The sequence below is a fragment of the Corallibacter sp. genome, assembly GCF_048381695.1.
Taxonomy (GTDB): Bacteria; Bacteroidota; Bacteroidia; order Flavobacteriales; family Flavobacteriaceae; genus Corallibacter; species Corallibacter vietnamensis.
Genome location: NZ_JBLXHI010000006.1, coordinates 22284 through 39844, shown reverse-complemented (window position 1 = coordinate 39844; position 17561 = coordinate 22284). Strand labels below are relative to the sequence as shown.

At 34.1% G+C, this 17561-nt stretch carries 15 protein-coding genes; 11 read left to right on the top strand and 4 right to left on the bottom strand.

Features of this window, described 5'->3' with window-relative positions:
* Nucleotides 1-24: 24 nt before the first annotated feature.
* The 7 genes from ACN5J3_RS09490 (at nucleotide 25) to ACN5J3_RS09460 (ending at nucleotide 6532) form a co-directional block, all read left to right on the top strand.
* Nucleotides 25-729, top strand: coding sequence for a toxin-antitoxin system YwqK family antitoxin (locus tag ACN5J3_RS09490; RefSeq protein ID WP_418511588.1), 705 nt, complete (start codon nucleotides 25-27; stop codon nucleotides 727-729).
* A gap of 287 nt (nucleotides 730-1016) precedes the next feature.
* Nucleotides 1017-2210: a tRNA 2-thiouridine(34) synthase MnmA gene (mnmA, locus tag ACN5J3_RS09485; RefSeq protein ID WP_418511587.1), complete on the top strand. Its 1194-nt coding sequence runs from the start codon at nucleotides 1017-1019 to the stop codon at nucleotides 2208-2210.
* 84 nt (nucleotides 2211-2294) lie between these two features.
* Nucleotides 2295-3236 (top strand): NAD(P)H-dependent flavin oxidoreductase, encoded by a 942-nt coding sequence (locus tag ACN5J3_RS09480; protein WP_418511586.1) that lies wholly within the window; start codon nucleotides 2295-2297, stop codon nucleotides 3234-3236.
* 78 nt (nucleotides 3237-3314) lie between these two features.
* Nucleotides 3315-4700, top strand: coding sequence for an MATE family efflux transporter (locus ACN5J3_RS09475; protein WP_418509466.1), 1386 nt, complete (start codon nucleotides 3315-3317; stop codon nucleotides 4698-4700).
* Nucleotides 4687-4914: a hypothetical protein gene (locus ACN5J3_RS09470; RefSeq protein WP_418511585.1), complete on the top strand. Its 228-nt coding sequence runs from the start codon at nucleotides 4687-4689 to the stop codon at nucleotides 4912-4914. Before ACN5J3_RS09475 ends, ACN5J3_RS09470 begins: the two co-directional genes overlap by 14 nt.
* Nucleotides 4915-4920: 6 nt before the next feature.
* Nucleotides 4921-5493 carry a phosphatase PAP2 family protein gene (locus ACN5J3_RS09465; protein WP_417289567.1) on the top strand — a complete coding sequence of 191 codons (573 nt, stop codon included), beginning with the start codon at nucleotides 4921-4923 and terminating at the stop codon, nucleotides 5491-5493.
* A 97-nt stretch (nucleotides 5494-5590) separates the two neighbouring features.
* The gene (locus tag ACN5J3_RS09460; RefSeq protein WP_418511584.1) at nucleotides 5591-6532 is read left to right on the top strand and encodes an NAD-dependent epimerase/dehydratase family protein; all 942 of its coding nucleotides are present in this window, start codon (nucleotides 5591-5593) and stop codon (nucleotides 6530-6532) included.
* On the opposite strand, the gene meaB is transcribed toward ACN5J3_RS09460, so the two are convergent.
* Together meaB and ACN5J3_RS09450 are read right to left on the bottom strand one after the other, a co-directional pair.
* On the bottom strand, nucleotides 6529-7608 hold the full coding sequence (meaB, locus tag ACN5J3_RS09455; protein ID WP_418511583.1) for a methylmalonyl Co-A mutase-associated GTPase MeaB: 1080 nt from the start codon (nucleotides 7606-7608) through the stop codon (nucleotides 6529-6531). The two genes, ACN5J3_RS09460 and meaB, sit on opposite strands and share 4 nt — an antisense overlap.
* Nucleotides 7601-8167: a DUF2911 domain-containing protein gene (locus ACN5J3_RS09450; protein ID WP_417289564.1), complete on the bottom strand. Its 567-nt coding sequence runs from the start codon at nucleotides 8165-8167 to the stop codon at nucleotides 7601-7603. Before ACN5J3_RS09450 ends, meaB begins: the two co-directional genes overlap by 8 nt.
* A 173-nt stretch (nucleotides 8168-8340) precedes the next feature.
* On the opposite strand from ACN5J3_RS09450, the gene ACN5J3_RS09445 reads away from it, so the two are divergent.
* From ACN5J3_RS09445 to ACN5J3_RS09430, 4 genes are read left to right on the top strand one after another with little or no spacing between them, the layout of a single operon-like run.
* The gene (locus ACN5J3_RS09445; protein WP_418511582.1) at nucleotides 8341-8892 is read left to right on the top strand and encodes an RNA polymerase sigma factor; all 552 of its coding nucleotides are present in this window, start codon (nucleotides 8341-8343) and stop codon (nucleotides 8890-8892) included.
* Nucleotides 8876-9436 carry a hypothetical protein gene (locus tag ACN5J3_RS09440; protein WP_344729020.1) on the top strand — a complete coding sequence of 187 codons (561 nt, stop codon included), beginning with the start codon at nucleotides 8876-8878 and terminating at the stop codon, nucleotides 9434-9436. The genes ACN5J3_RS09445 and ACN5J3_RS09440 overlap by 17 nt, the downstream gene beginning before the upstream one ends.
* Nucleotides 9437-9449: 13 nt before the next feature.
* Nucleotides 9450-10958, top strand: coding sequence for a hypothetical protein (locus ACN5J3_RS09435; protein WP_418511581.1), 1509 nt, complete (start codon nucleotides 9450-9452; stop codon nucleotides 10956-10958).
* Nucleotides 10959-10988: 30 nt separating this feature from the next.
* Entirely contained in the window at nucleotides 10989-11678 is a 690-nt protein-coding gene (locus tag ACN5J3_RS09430) for a peptidoglycan DD-metalloendopeptidase family protein (RefSeq protein ID WP_418511580.1), read from the top strand.
* A 2-nt stretch (nucleotides 11679-11680) separates the two neighbouring features.
* On the opposite strand, the gene ACN5J3_RS09425 is transcribed toward ACN5J3_RS09430, so the two are convergent.
* Nucleotides 11681-12493, bottom strand: a complete 813-nt coding sequence (locus ACN5J3_RS09425) for a T9SS type A sorting domain-containing protein (protein WP_418511579.1) — start codon at nucleotides 12491-12493, stop codon at nucleotides 11681-11683.
* Nucleotides 12494-12506: 13 nt separating this feature from the next.
* Entirely contained in the window at nucleotides 12507-17399 is a 4893-nt protein-coding gene (locus ACN5J3_RS09420; RefSeq protein ID WP_418511578.1) for a malectin domain-containing carbohydrate-binding protein, read from the bottom strand.
* Nucleotides 17400-17561: the final 162 nt, after the last annotated feature.

Genomic DNA, 17561 nt, shown 5'->3' with positions numbered 1-17561 from the left:
TACGTTAATTAGAAATAAAAATAGATGAGAATAACAATTTTAAGTATCATAACATTTCTATTAGTAGGCATTGGTCATGCTCAAACTGTAAACCAACTTGATGCTAATGGTGAGCGTCATGGTATATGGAAAAAAAACTATGAAGGCACAAACATTCTTCGATACGAAGGAGAGTTTTTTCATGGCAAAGAAATAGGGGAGTTTAAATTCTATAAAAAATATCAAAATAAAGCGATTCTATCAGCAACCAAACTATTTAATAAAGACAACCAAATAGCTGAAGTTACTTTTTTAGCATCAAACGGAAAAGTGATAAGCCAAGGTAAAATGAACGGTAAAAAGCATATTGGTAAATGGGTGTATTATCATAACAACTCTAGCCAAATAATGACATTAGAGCACTATAACGATAACGGATTGCTTGATGGAGAAAGTGTGGTTTATTATGCTGACGGACAAATTGCCGAAAAGCGTCATTACAATAAAGGGCTTTTAGAAGGAGAAGCCAAGTGGTATTCTGAAAACGGAACATTAATAAAGTCTTATATATACGTCAATAACGAACTTCATGGTGAAGCCAAATTTTATGATGAAACAGGAAAGCTAATTTTAAAAGGGCGTTATAAACGTGATAAAAAAGATGGTATATGGACACATTATAAAGATGGCAAGGTAAGCGAAGAGAAAGATTATACTATAAGAAGCAAAAACCCATATAAAAAGAAGTAAAAAAGTACCTCTTTAAAAATATAAAAGCTCCTTATAAAACTTATAAGGAGCTTTATTATTTAGGTATTTCTTCAAGTTGAGTAAGCTATTAATCAATCTAGTATAAGAATGGATATTACCTAAACAAAAGTCTGGCAATTTATATAATTAAGCTTAAAAATTAAAATCTTTTAAGCATTAATTTCATCAACTAGCATTAAATAGCTGATTGTTAAGTGTGTAAAACTTTAAAAAAACAATACGATACAACATTGATACAAAATGCTGTATCTTTGCAAATGTAAAATATGAAAAATAAACGCGTAATAATAGGACTTTCAGGAGGTGTAGACTCAAGTGTAGCAGCATACTTGCTAAAGCAGCAAGGTTATGAGGTTATTGGTCTATTTATGAAAAACTGGCACGACGATTCAGTAACAATATCAAACGAATGTCCATGGCTAGACGATAGCAATGATGCTATGCTAGTAGCTGATAAACTTGGCATTCCTTTTCAAACGGTCGATTTAAGTGAGCAATACAAAGAACGTATTGTAGATTATATGTTTAATGAGTACGAGCGAGGTAGAACACCAAACCCTGATGTACTTTGTAACAGAGAAATTAAGTTTGATGTGTTTATGAAAATAGCATTAGAGCTTGGAGCTGATTATGTAGCCACTGGGCATTATTGCCGTAAAGGAACCATTCAAAAAAATGGTAAAGACGTTTATCAATTGTTGGCAGGCATTGATGGTAACAAAGATCAATCATATTTTTTATGTCAACTTTCTCAAGAACAGTTGTCTAAATCGTTATTTCCTATAGGAGAATTAACAAAACCTCAAGTAAGAGAAATTGCAGCTGAATTAGATTTAATTACAGCAGAAAAGAAAGATTCTCAAGGACTTTGTTTTATAGGAAAAGTACGTTTACCAGAGTTTTTACAACAGCAACTTAAACCTAAAGAAGGTGTTATTGTAGAAATACCAGAAAGCAATACTATTTATAACAAAAGTCAACCAGAGTTTAGCTCAAACGAAGAGCGTTTACAATATCTTTCCCAAAAGGCAACTTATGCTGTTACAGACGGAAAAATAGTAGGGAAACATCAAGGAGCTCATTACTTTACAAAAGGACAACGTAAAGGATTGGCTGTTGGCGGAACTACAGAACCGTTGTTTGTTATTGATACAGATGTAAATGAGAATGTCATTTATACTGGGCAAGGTAAACAACATCCTGGGTTGTATAAAAGTGTTCTTTTTATATCAAACGACGAACTGCATTGGGTACGCGAAGATTTAAAGCTACAAGTAGACGAAACAATGCAAGTAAAAGCACGAATTCGTTATAGACAACCCTTGCAAAACGCAATCCTTCATAAAGTAGATAGTGGTTTGTATGTTGAGTTTGAGACACCTCAATCAGCAATAACCGAAGGGCAGTTTGCAGCCTGGTATCTTGATGATGAGTTGGTTGGCTCCGGTGTTATTTCTTAATTAAAAATTTCAAAAATATTTAATACAAAATACCTTGTTGAAGCTTTGAGATATTCTTAAATTTCAGCATAAAATAATACATTTATGGCAAATAGAATCACGGAATTATTCAAAATACAATACCCAATAATTCAAGCAGGTATGATTTGGAATAGTGGCTGGCGATTAGCATCAGCTGCTAGTAATTCAGGAATATTAGGACTTATTGGAGCTGGAAGTATGTATCCTGATGTATTGCGTGAGCATATTCAAAAATGTAAAAAAGCTACAAATAAACCTTTTGGAGTAAACGTGCCAATGCTATATCCTAACATCAAAGAGATTATGGATATTATTATAGAAGAAGAAGTGAAAATTGTTTTTACTTCGGCAGGAAATCCAAAAACTTGGACTAGCTGGTTGCAAGAGCGAGGTGTTACTGTTGTTCATGTTGTAAGCAGTGTTAAGTTTGCATTAAAAGCCCAAGAGGCAGGAGTTGATGCTGTAGTTGCTGAAGGTTTTGAGGCTGGTGGTCATAATGGTCGTGACGAAACTACAACAATAACGTTAATACCAATGGTAAAAGAACAGCTAGAAATTCCATTAATTGCAGCTGGAGGTATTGCTACAGGGCAAGCTATGTTAGCCGCAATGGTTTTAGGAGCAGATGGCGTGCAAGTAGGAAGTAGATTTGTAGCTAGTGAAGAAAGTTCTGCGCATCAAGCTTTTAAAGAAACCGTTGTTAATGCAAAAGAAGGCGATACCCAACTTACATTAAAGGAATTAGCACCTGTGAGATTAATAAAAAATAAATTCTTTAATGAAGTGCAAGAGCTTTATAAAAACGCTCCAACAGTAGAGCAGTTAAAAGAGCTTCTTGGGCGTGCTAGAGCTAAAAAAGGAATGTTTGAAGGTAATTTAGACGACGGAGAGTTAGAAATAGGGCAAATTTCAGGCTTAATTCACGATATAAAACCAGTATCTGTTATAGTTGATGATATGATAAAAGAGTTTGAGTTGGCAAAAAAAAGCGTAGCAAACTTCTAACATATTTTTAACTACCATACATCATATTTATTTTCAATTTAGCTCTTTTAAGCAAAACCTAAACCCTACTTTTGCAAAATGGTTTTAAGCGACTACACAAAAGAATTTAAGTACAACTGGAAATTAGCTGCTCCTGTTATGTTGGGTATGCTAGGTCATACCTTTGTAGCATTTATAGATAATGTCATGGTTGGGCAGTTAGGTACAGCCGAATTAGCCGCTGTATCATTAGGTAATAGCTTTATGTTTATAGCAATGTCTCTAGGAATAGGTTTTTCTACAGCTATTACACCGCTTATTGCAGAAGCCGATGCTGCTCATGATTTTAAAGGAGGAAAATCAGCTTTTAAGCATGGGTTGTTTTTGTGTATGGTTTTAGGAATTTCATTATTTCTTTTGGTATTTTTTGCCAAGCCACTTATGTATTTAATGAAACAACCTGTAGAGGTTGTTGAGTTGGCTATTCCATATTTAGACTTGGTAGCTTTCTCATTAATTCCACTTATTATTTTTCAGGCATTAAAACAGTTTAGTGACGGATTATCTATGACTAGATATCCTATGTATGCTACCATTATCGCCAATGTTGTAAATGTGGCTTTTAACTATGTGCTAATTTTTGGGAAATTAGGATTTCCAGAAATGGGTATTGTAGGAGCTGCTTACGGAACACTTTTTTCTAGAATTATAATGGTATTGTTTATATGGTGGATTTTAAAAAGAAATAGTAAATCAAAAGACTATGTAACAGATGTTAAGATTTTTGTGTTAGATAAAAGCATGCTTAAAAAGCTTATCAATCTGGGTATGCCAAGTGCCATGCAAATGTTTTTTGAAGTAGCCATTTTTACAGCCGCAATTTGGTTAAGCGGATTACTGGGTAAAAATCCTCAAGCAGCAAATCAAATAGCATTAAACTTGTCATCTATGACTTTTATGGTTGCAACAGGATTAAGCGTAGCAGCAATGATTCGTGTGGGTAATCAAAAAGGACTAAAAAATTATTTAGAATTACGAAGAATAGCTTTTTCTATATTCTTATTAGGGACCATATTAGCTGTTATATTTGGCCTGTTTTTCTTTCTATTTCATGGACAGTTACCAAAACTGTATGTAGATTATAACGATTTAAAAAATTTAGCTGATAATACAGAAGTAGTTGGTATTGCATCAACATTATTAATTGCTGCTGCATTTTTTCAAATTAGCGACAGTATACAAGTTGTAATGCTAGGAGCTTTAAGAGGATTGCAAGATGTGAAAATACCAACACTTATAACGTTTATTTCTTATTGGGTTATAGGGTTTCCTATCAGCTTTTATTTAGGTAAAGAACACGTTTATGGTAGCTTTGGTATTTGGCTTGGATTATTAGCAGGATTAACAACTGCAGCTATTTTATTGTATATTAGATTCAATTTTTTAACCAACAAATTAATAAAAACTAAACATGGAGTTTCCTAAATTTTTACTTGGTGATAATACAGACTTTCCTGATGCCATATTTGTAATTCATACTGAATTTCCTAGGTTTATAATCAACCTTGAAAATGATGATGTAGAATGGTTAGAAGATTTTGATCAACATGATCAAAAAGAACTAGAATTAGAAGCCGAAAACTTAATTCAGCAGGCAAATGATTTTTATGACAGAGAAATAGAACGCTACGAAGAGTAATACACAATGATTGACAAGCTAATAGCATACGACGAAAAACTGTTTTTATTTCTTAATAACTTAGGTTCATCAACCTGGGATCCTTTTTGGATGTTTTATACAACTAAATTTTATTGGATTCCATTTTATGGATTGTTGTTATTTCTGTTTTTTAAAAAGTATCAGCGAAATGCTTTTTTGTTAACGGTTGTTCTTGTTATTGCTATGGTTGCTTTTACAGATCAAGTAACCAATATTTTCAAAGACTCCTTTATGAGATTTAGACCGTGCTATAATCCTGATTTTATAGATGTAATGCGTAGAGTAAAACCAGAGTGTGGTGGACTTTATGGATACTTTTCAGGACACGCAAGTAACTCTATGGCTGTAGCTGTTTTTACAGGACTTACTCTAAAGTATAAATACAAAAACCTTATATTTTTACTGTTATTTTGGGCTGCTTTAATGGGTTATAGTCGTATTTATATAGGAGTTCACTATCCATTAGATGTATTATGTGGTATGACCTTTGGAGCACTGTCAGGTTTTGGCTTTTATAAACTGCAAAACTATCTACACAACCGCTATAAGTTACTTTAATCTAATTTTTTTAAGTTTTTTCGATGTTTTATACCATAAAATAAATGGTATGCCTATTTTTAATGTGTAGAAACACAGATAGTTTAATTAAAAACACATGAAAATATTAGTAACTGGAGCTGTTGGTTTTATTGGGTCTCATACAGCAGAGCGCTTAACGCATTTAGGGCATAATGTTGTAGGAGTTGATAATTTTTCTCCTTATTACAGTGAGAACCTTAAAAAGCTTAACGAAGATGTGCTAAAAAAAGCTGGTGTTTCTGTGTTGAAGCTAGATTTAAGAACGGATGATTTGTCTGCGTTACTACCTAATGATATTGATTATATTTTTCATTTTGCAGCACAACCAGGTATTTCTTCTACATCTACATTTGAAGACTATTTTACCAACAATATTATAGCTACAAAAAACTTGGTTGATTATGCGCTGTCATTATCAAATTTTAAACTTTTTGTAAACATTGGTACATCATCTATTTATGGACTTGAAGCAACGTTCCCTGAAGACAAAGCTCCAAAACCAGCATCACATTATGGTGTTACAAAACTAGCTGCTGAACAATTAGTGCTTCAAAAAAGTAGAGAAAAACTTATGGCAGCATGTTCATTGCGTTTATACTCTGTTATTGGTCCTAGAGAGCGTCCAGAAAAAATGTACACCAAACTTATTGATTTAGGTTTGAAAGGAAAACCATTCCCATTGTTTGAAGGTAGCGCTTCTCATTTACGCAGTTTTACATATGTGGGTGATATTGTTGATGGTGTTGTGAGTGTTATAGGTAAGGAAACTGTTTTGGATGGCGAAATTATAAATTTAGGTACCGAGGTTGAACATACAACTCAAGAAGGTATCAAGGCTGTTGAAGACGTTTTAGGAAAACCAATCGCTATAGATATAAAGCCTAAACGTCCTGGAGATCAATGGCGAACCAAAGCTAATATTGATAAAGCAAAAAAATTACTTAATTATAATCCGCAAACAACACTTTTAGAAGCTGTTAAAAAACAAGTAGATTGGTACAAAGAGCATTTCTGTTAGGAGAGTGACAATAAATAATCAGCAGCAGCAAAAGGCGTTGTTTCTCCAGCTTCAATTAAAACCATTTGCTTTTTTAAAGCCTCTTTGATTTTTGCTTGTTTAAAAAAATCTGATTTTAAGCGTTCTTCTATTGTTTGAAGTAACCAAAATTTATTTTGCTCTTGTCTTTTGTTTTCAAAGTAGCCATTGGTGCTTGTCGTATTTACATACTCTAAAATAAGTTCCCATATAGCATCAATTCCTTCATTTTCTAAAGCACTACAAAGTGTAACCTTGGGTTGCCAGTTAGAATCCTTATTAGGATACAGATGAAGCGCTCTATTAAATTCTACTTTAGCAAGTTTAGCTTGTTTTAAATTATCTCCATCAGCTTTGTTTATAGCAATAGTATCAGCCATTTCAATGATACCACGTTTAATTCCTTGTAATTCATCTCCAGCGCCAGCCAGTTTTAATAACAAGAAAAAATCTACCATGCTGTGTACAGCCGTTTCGCTTTGTCCAACACCAACAGTTTCAATAATAATAGTATCAAAACCAGCAGCTTCACAAAGTATAATGGTTTCACGGGTTTTTCTGGCTACACCTCCAAGAGAGTCTCCAGACGCTGATGGTCTTATAAAAGCATTTGTGTTTTTTACCAGCGTTTCCATACGTGTTTTATCTCCTAGTATACTTCCTTTGGTTAAAGAACTACTAGGGTCTACCGCAAGTACAGCTACTTTTTTGTTTAACTGTGTTAAGTGATTTCCAAAGGCTTCAATAAATGTACTTTTGCCAACACCAGGAACACCGGTAATTCCAATACGTATAGACTTATTAGCATATGGTAAACACCCTTTTATAATGGCATTAGCTTTTTCAAAATGAGTACTGCTAGTGCTTTCTATAAGTGTTATAGCACGACTTAAAGCAGTAACATCGCCTTTTAAAATTCCCGATATTAAATCTTCTGCGCTAGGTTGAGACCTGCGTTTGTTTCGTATGTTTTTTATAGAAGAAATGTTGGTCATTTCTGGATCAGAAACACCTTTTTGCTCGCTTAATGCTGATGTATGTTTGTTTTTTTTACTCAAATTGCTCTAAAGGAACGGCTATTTTTGTGTTGTCCCAAGCCATAGTTAATGATAGGTTGTCTAAAGCATTATCAAACCCAATAGTAAATTGTTCTACAGTGGTGTCAATTTTTTCTACAGGAACCGTAACATCAATAACATCAAATTCAGGCTCGCGCATTGGTTTCATTTCTAAATCAACGCCCCAAGAATATTGTTTAGAGTTAAACATAACATGCCAAGAAGAATCATTAGGCACACTCCATAATGTATATTTTCCAGCAGGCAATGAGTCATTACCAACTTTTAAGGCTTTATTGGTTCTAAAAGTTGTAGCTTCATTGGCGCCAGTACGCCAAACTTGTTTGTAAGGTACCAATCCGCCAAAAATTTCACGACCACGTTTTGATGGACGGTTGTAAAATACATCAAGCTTTAAATCATTCTTAACAAAAGAAACAGTGTCTTTAGGACTCAAAGGTTTGCTCAATAAACTGCCATCAACAAAATAAGCATATAAAAATACGCCAACAGCAACAAGAGCTAATATGCCTAAAACCCATTTCAAAAATCTATTCATAGTCTATCTGTTTTTATAGTATAAAGATACTTCAAAAGTCATAGTATGTAAAAAGGAAACACTAAATTCTTTTATTATTTTTAATAACTTAAAAAACTTTTTAAAATTTTGCAACACTTCTTTTTTTATGTCGTCTTTAAAGAGAACTAACCAAATAAAACCAAAAGTAAAGCGTGTTTCAAACAGATATCATTGAAAAATGCAAGCAAAATAACCGCAAGGCACAAATGCAGTTGTACAACCAGTACTGCAATGGTATGTATATAGTCGCCAAACGATTTATTGCAAACGATGCTGAAGCTGAAGACGTTGTTCAAGAAGCGTTTATTAAAGCGTTTTCAAAACTTGAACAATATCAAGCAGAGGTCACTTTTGGAGCCTGGTTAAAACGTATTGTTATCAATACCAGTATTGACACTTTAAAGGCGAATAAAAAACGACTTATAGAGTTGGATGAAGCGCATCTTAAAATTGTTGATAATGAATATGATGACAAATGGTTGGTAGGTGATACTGTAACTATAAATGATATAAAGCAAACCATAGATAATTTACCTGAAAAGTATAAATATGTTGTGATGCTTTATTTGTTAGAAGGTTATGATCATCAAGAAATTTCAGACATTTTAAATATCTCTGAAGTAGCTTCTAGAACGCAACTTTACAGAGGTAAAAAAATAGTACAAGAACAGTTAACAAAAAAGCAACATGGCACAAGATATTAGAGATTTAATAAAAAATCATCAAAATCAATCAAACGAACAGATGTCAAAAGGGCATGAAGCACGTTTTTTAAATAAATTAGATCGTGCTTTACCAGAAAAAAGATCTTCAAAATCTTTGCCATGGATGCGTATTGCTGCTAGTGTTGTAATTTTACTAGGAATGAGTTTTGGAGCCTTTAAATACTTTGAGTCTTCACAAACTGTTACTAAACCAACAATTACCAATGTAGAAACTACAAAATCTTTAGGTGATGTTTCTCCTGATTTAAAAAAGGTTGAAGACTATTACATGGCAACTATCAATTATGAGTTGTCTAAAGTAAAACCAACACCAGAAAACAAGGAGCTTATTGATGGTTATATTAAAAAATTAGAAGAGCTTAATAAAGAATATAAGCGACTATCAAAAGAAATTACAGAAAAAGGGCCTAATGAGTTAACTGTAAATGCACTAATTACAAATTTAAAATTACGTTTAAACTTACTGTATCGCTTAAAAGAGCAATTAAACACCCTACAAGAGACAGAAACAAATGTCCTTTAATAACACAAAAACTATGAAACGATTACATATACTATGTTTAACATTGTTGATATCTGTATCAACATTTGCGCAGAGCAAGCTTGAAAAAGCCTCACAATCTGTTAAAGCAAATAAAGATGTTACTATTAACTTAAACACAAATTACACCAATATTATAATAGATACTTGGGGTAAAGATGTGATAGAAATTGAGGCTTATATGGAGAGTGATGAACTTTCTAAAGACGCATTAAAACCATATTTTGATAATTGGCATGTAGCCATAGAAGGATCTGGTGATTATGTATCTATAAATTCTGATGCATCAAATCATGCTTGGGCTCAAGTGCCAGGTTTTTTTAACGATGAGTCAGCAGAAGCTTTAAGAATTCTAGAATTAGAATTGGCAAATATTCCAATTGTAGAAGGTTTAATAGAGTCAATAAACTTCTCTGATATGCCAAAAATGCCCAAATTACCAAAGCTGCCTAAATTACCAAAAGGTATGACAGATACTAATTTTGATTATGAAAAATATCAAAAAGAAGGAGAAGTTTATTTAGAAAAATGGAGCAAAGAGTATGAAAGTAAATACGGTGATGAATATGCAAAAAAGATGGAAGCTTGGGCAAAAGAATGGGAGTCAAGCGATGAAATGAAAGATTTTGAGAAGAGAATGGAAGCCTGGGGCGAAAAATTCGGTAAAGAATTTGGAGAAAAGTTTGGTAAAGATATGGAGGCTTGGGGCGAGCAGTTTGGAAAACAAATGGAAGCTTGGGGCGAAGCCTATGGAAGACGTATGGAGTTACAAGCAAAACGCCTTGAGGCAAGAGCTAATGCAGAAGCGCACCGCCAAAACCGTATGCATGAAAGAGAAAAACATTTAGAAGAAAGACAAAAGTATATTGAAGAAAGAGCGCATTATCGTTCTGAAAGAGATGCTTACAGACAACCACATTTAAAAGTTAAGAAAACAATCATTATAAAAATGCCTAAAAAGGCTAATTTAAAAATGAATGTACGTCACGGAGAATTAAAAGTAACGTCTGTTATTTATAATACAAAAGCAGACCTATCTTACACAACATTAATAGCAGATAGCATAGATGGAAGCCAGACTTCCATCAATGCTTCTTATTCACCAGTAACCATCACTAATTGGAATATGGGAGAACTAAAACTTAATTTTGTAGATAAAGCAGCTATTACAAATGTAGACAGATTGGTATTAAGCTCTAATTCATCAAACATTAAAATAAATACGTTGCAAAAAAATGCAATCATTGATGGGAGTTTCGGAGACTTAATAATAAAAAATATAGCAGATACTTTTAGTAACCTTAATGTTGTTCTAGAAAATAGTGAGGCTGTAGTTTATCTTCCAAAAACAGATTATAATTTACAATACAAAGGCAAGCAGTCTAGGCTAAAGCATCCTAAAAATAACTCAAATCAAAATACATCATCATTTTCTACAGGAAACCTTACCAGTGATAAAACTATTGTGATTAATGCTAAATTTAGCGATGTTATCATGCAATAGTTTGTTACTTTTGAGTTCAATTATTTAATAATGAACTCACAAAAATTCACTTCTTTTCTAAATACTATTAGTTCAAAACCACTTTTGGTTCTAGACGCTAGTATTCCTTTACAGGCTTATGTGCCAATTAAACTTTCTCAAGATAATTTAGATTTACAAGAATTTGATGTATCCTCTTCAAGTGCTTGGCAAGACTACATAACCATTTATCTACAAAAGCATCATGCTAAAGTTGCTTATGGAGGTTATGCAGAAGTAAGAAATATTTATAAACGCAGTAAGCACTTTAATAATTTAGATGTTGATACAGAGCGAAATATACATTTAGGTGTCGATTTGTGGTTAGATGCAGGTTCAGAAATATTTACGCCACTTGATGCCGAAGTGCATAGCTTTAAAAACAATGAAAATTTTGGAGATTATGGTCCTACCATTATTTTAAAGCACACAATAGAGACTGTAGAGTTTTATACACTTTATGGACATTTAAGTTTAGAGTCTCTGGTTAATTTACAAATAGGTCAATGCTTTAAAGCTGGAGATAAAATAGCAACATTGGGTGATGCTTCTGTAAATGGAGATTATGCACCACATTTACATTTTCAAATTATTAGAGACATTCAGGATTTTTATGGGGATTACCCAGGCGTTTGTAGTAAAAAAGATTTAGACAAATTTTTACAAAATTGCCTAGATCCTAATTTATTACTAAAGCTTTAGCTTTATTTCTGAATAAGTACTTTATAGGTTTCTTGATCGCCATTTTTAGACGTAACAGTCATAAAATATAAAGCATTTGAAAAACTAGATACATCAATTTTTGAGGTGTTATTTACAATAGATAAATGACTGTTTTCGTATACTTTTTTTCCATCAATAGAATGAAAGATTACAGATTTTATATGGCTTAAAGTTGAAGACTTCAAAAATAATTCTTGTTTTGCAGGGTTTGGAAAAACACTTAAATCTTGAAAAACAATAGCACTGTTACTATGTAATGTATTAAACTGAACAGCACTTGCTGCAGGGTTATTTTGAGCATATAAATTTTGAGCAGCAATATTGATATAGTTTTCTATAAAAATGGTGTCAAAAACAGGATCGCCATTCTCTACAAATTTAATTTCTCCAGATGAAGGGTTCGGATTAGCAATAACATCAAAAAGCACTAATTGAAATGGCCCAGAACCGTTAAGTAACACAGAAAAAGCTCCTGCTTCGTCTCTTCCTAAAAAGTAAGCATCACCACCAGTTCCTGAACCCATAGGTGTAATAAACCATTCACTTGCAGGAAGGTTTGAATTTCCGGTTACAAAATTACCAATGGTTAAGCCTGTAGGAACATAAAAACCTGCGCCCATATCATCTGTACTGTGATTTGTAACAGAAGCGCTGGGTGTTGCTAATAAAGCCATTTGGTAATTTCCAGTAGCGCTATTTATGCCTACAAAAGATAAGCTAAACTCATAAGTGATTTGAGCTTTTAAAGAATTAGTTGCTAATACTATGGTTATTAAAGTAAATAATGTTCTCATGATGCTTGATTTTTTAATTTGGCAACTGCTCGTTAATTGGATAATAGTTTGATGATGGATTACTAGGGTGGTTGGTTATTATTTCTTTTAAAATCCCTTTGTCATTGTCAGGCCCTAAATAGCGTACTTGTCCATCCATATTTATGTCACCTTGGTGGTAAGCTTCAAAAGGGTAATAATTACTATTTGTGGTATTACTAGGAGCATTAAGTATCGTAGTTTTTATTACTGCAGAATCATTGCTAGGCCCTAAGTAACGAATTTCATTATTATTGTTAATATCTCCAGCCCATAATCCTGAAAATCCGCTAGGTGTGCCATAAGTTGTTTGTGAGTTTGTGCCATAAGTAGCGGTGCTTCCATTAGAAAAATCAACAACCGTTGGAGTGTTAGATAAAGCTAGAGTAGTGGCAGTCATAACACCTAAATGATTCCGATGATTAACGACAACATAATAACTGTTTGCTGCTTGTAAAAAGTTTAAAGCCGATGTTCCATCAGCATCTACAATGTCACCATCGCGCTGTATTAAAGCCGATTGGCTATCAATAACTATTGTGTTATCAGTTGCATCTCGAAGCTCTACCCAAACCCAATCTACAATAGCGTTTGTTCCAGTTGTAGTGAATACTCCAGATGAACAAGTTTTCATATCTGAATAAGGGCTTGTCGTTGGTATAAGTCCTGATATACGTAAATCATCACGCATTAGTGCTTCTTCACCGGTATTAGGGTATAAAGAAGCTCCTTGTAAATAAGCTTTAGGTAAAAGTATTATAGGGTCTAAAGATGTAACGGTTATAGTTTGGTCGCAACTTAATGAGGTATTACCAGAAGCATCAGTAGCTGTCCAAGTTATTGTTGTTTCACCTATTGGATAAGGATCTGTAATTGGTAGTAAATCAGAGCGTTCTCCTGAATATGAGATGTCTGTAGCACAATTGTCAGAAGCCGAAGGTTCTACAATAGTAATATTTGCATGTGTTTCACTGCTAGAAATAGTTTCAGAAATAGCTTCTGGGCAAGTTATTATTGGTGCTTCAGTGTCATCAACTACAGTCCATTCAAAATTGACAGATTTAGATAAACTTCCAGGTTTAGAAACGGTGACAGTTACTTGGTAAACGCCATCACTGTTTGGTCCGCCTGTTACAGCGCTTTCATCAATAGTTCCAAATATTAATCCATTTGTAGGTTCCATATGCACGCCAAGAGGTTGGCCACTCATTTCGTATAAGAGATTATCAGAAGGGTTTCCTCCAGAAGCAACAACAGCGAAATCAGCAAACTCTAACTCACAGTTTGATTGGTCAGCAATAGGATATACAAGTATTTCTGGATATTGAATTCCCATGATTTCAATTGCATTAATAAGCGGGTCTTGAAGTTCAGCAATAAATTCAATTTCTAAAAGACCATCAGTAATGGTTACATTGTTTTGAATCATTCCCGCAGATCGGTATCCAAATTCACCAGATGGGTCTAAATGGTTTATGCGCCTTTCGTTTTCAAGGTTAACACTAAAAATACGTTCTCCAGGCTCTGAAGTTCCATTATATAGGTTGTTAAAATAAAGATTAACAATATAATTTCCGTTAGGCAATGCAATAGAAAAAATCATAGGAAACGATTCGTCACTATTACTACGTTCATAACGCATAACCTCGTAATACGAGTCTGAATCTATATAGTCAGGTATTGAAACATCTCTATCTTCATAATACATTCCTGTAACAGAAAAAGAAGACCCAGAAGTTACAGCATAAGAAATACCTGTAGTAGTTGTGTTTTCCTCCCAGTCTGGACCATCGTCAGAAGCAGTAACCATTGGACCACCGGCGTTAATACGTATTATTGGACCATAAATATCAGTCAATTCTCCTGTGATATCTATGTTGGCTGTTGGTGAGTTAATACCAGAATGTGTAACATTCATTGTGGCATTTTTAACACCAACAATATTATCTGAACTAAAGTCTATAGGGATTTCAATTGATGAACCAGGGCCAATTACTATAGGAAAAATAGCATCACTAGAAAATAAACTAGCATCCGTGCCTCCAAAGGTAATTCCTGTTATGGTGATTGGATCGTCAATAGGTCCGCCATCATTTTTTAAAGTTACATATTTGGTACGTTGCGTATTAGAAACAGGTGTTAATTCAAAATCTAGCGGATTAGGAGAAACAGAAACCTGACCATTTAAATTTTCATAAACTTCAATAAAATCCCAAGTGGCTGTAAAAGGATTTGAAGTAGCACCTGCTCGTGATGTAGACATCAATGTTATGGCAAGTCCTTTATTGTCATTAGGATCTAAAAAGCTAGTGGGTAAAGCAATAGGAGTTCCTAATAGTATTAAGTTGTTTCCATCGTCAATAGAGTAAAAAGGTTGTGCCTCGTTAGTATCAGGATCTATAGAGAAATATAAATCAACAGAGCTTGCATTTAAAATACCAGGGATGTCATAAATTAAATTTTGAGTTACAATACCATTTTCTTCAAGAAGAACTTGTAAACCACTTATATTATCGCTGTTTGATGTGCCATTCATAATGGCCATTTTCATATAGTTATCTTGATCTCCAGTACCAAAGCTAATTCCATATGATTGAAAATCTATAGGGTCTTGTTGCGATCCGTTTGATCCAAAGAATGGCGATTCTACTTTGCTGTGTATCGTAAATGGGTTAGGGGAGTTTGTATCTACATTAATCCCAAATTGAAAACCGTTACGTTGATCGTTATTATTTTGAAATGCATCACCGCCATTTACATTTTCAACGGTTGCCTTTCCTGCAGCACCACCAAATGATAAGGACGCATCTGTAAATTGTGTTAGGTAGTCAGTAGTTCCTGCAGGGTTTACCATTAAACCTGTAAAACCTAAACCATAAAGTCCTGTTCCAGGGTCGTTATTCCAAAAAGGATAATCTATAGGTAAATTAGTTGTTGTGCCATTATCTGGATCTAAAGCAAAAGCATCGTTAACATCTAAAATGCCATCGTTGTCATCATCATCATCATTTAAGTCAGATACGTTGTCGCCATCGTTATCATTGGGTTTGCTACTTTGCGAGCATATATTCGTACCGTTATCTATTTCGTCTTGATTTGTGTAACCGTCGCCATCATAATCTGCTTGAGGGTCATACTCTGGATCTCCAGGTAAAAAACAACTTAAATCTGTAGGTTCAAAAATGGTTATGCTATTTGAGCCATAGGTAGCAGCCCAAACAGTACCAGGAAAAACATCATTGTCTCCTTGTGCAGTAACGTCAAGTGGTAAACTACCAAATCCATTAAAGGTAACTTCATGTTCTAAAACAGTATCGCCTTCAGGATTTAAAACATATCTATTTATACCACCGTTAAAAGAGGCTGTAAGGATATTGCCTTGCATAGCGCCATCAAAATTTGTCGCTGTATATTCTGTAATACCATTGGTTGAGGCGTTTACATTGTCTAAAATATTTACACGAGTACTGGTTGTAGGTTCATCAACAAGATATTCGCCTAGTCTAGGCTGGTCTGGAAAATCTGCTATGGTAAAAGATGATTGAAAATACCCAGAGACATTTGGTAGTAAAGTCTCTAAATCATAAGTGTTTGTAGCAGTCCAAACACCTCCAGAATTGTTATAAGTAATAACATCGGCTCTTGATGGAAATGCTAATATCGGGTTAGGATGACCACCATAATAAGTACCATTAGCATCATTTGTAGAGCCAATAAAATGCAAAGGATCTCTCACAATAGTACTACCACTTTCGTTAATTTCATTCTTGATATAGTGGTTTAGTGGGTCATAAGTAATGGTGCTTTCATCACCTAAATAGATGTCTGTAGCACTGTCATATATTTTAGGAAATCCGCCCCAAAGAGAATTTGGACCATTGTCAGAGGTGTAAATACGTCCGTTTTCTGTAATAATGATGTCATATGGATTTCTATATCCAGGTGAAAAAATTTGAATAGGCGCTCCAGGTTCTGCAAAGGCTTGATTAAGACTGTTATTTCCTCCAAAAGGATCGCCAACGTCAATGGTTGCATTGTACATTGGGTGTCCAGAAGGGTAAGGAAAGTCTTCGCTAGTATTATCAATATCTAATCGTGTTGGATCATTTAGGGTAGGTAAGTCGTAAACATATTGTGTGTTTGTTCTAGGATCTGTATACACAGGCATAGATTCTAACTGCGTTAGATTGACTATTAAAATGGCTCCAGATAAAAAATATTCTGGTGTACCAGCAAAGTTATTACTAGGAGCGCCTTTATTGGTTTGTCCTCCTTGAGCTATTAACATATAGGTGCTTCCGTCTTTTTCAAAAAGATCCATGCCATTTATAGCATGATTTTCTTCACAGCGAGGCAATCCTCTTATTAAATCTATTTTAGTCCATGCGCTGCCATCCCATTCTAATTTTGAAAGCATGCTGGAGTTTGTGTCAAGATTTGTGTCATTACCGCCGCCACCGCCGCCAAGAAGATAATCTGAAGAGCTAACGTAAATAATAGGGTTTTCAGAAGTTCCGGCAGTAGCTAAGCCAGTGATGAGTCGTTGTTGACTAGGATTAGGGTTTCCACCATCGGTATGATTAGGAATGCCAAAACGTATGTTGGTAATTTCTTCGCTACTTATTACAGTATAAGTGCCATTGCCAGCTGTAGCGGCATCACGCTCAATCTCGTAAGCCCATATAATGCCGTTTTGTTGAGCAACATAGAGTCTTTCATCAGGTCCAAATTCTAAAGAAGTTGGGTTTAATACATTTTCATTTGCAAGTCCTGATGATCCAAAACTAATAGATTGTGCTATGGTGTTGTGAAAGGTAAATAGTGTCGCAGTAAAACTTAATACCAAGAAGCCTTTGGAAAAAGGTTTTTTTAAAAAAGAGAACCCCATGATTATATTTTTTTCGTTTTAGGTGCTATTAATCGAAAAAATGCTTTAGGGAGTATTTTGATGTGAATTTAGTTAATAAAAAACGTATTAGAATAACTTTTCGTTAAAACGAAAAATATATCGGTTGTAGTTATTTATAGTAAGAAAAAAAGGTCATGAAAT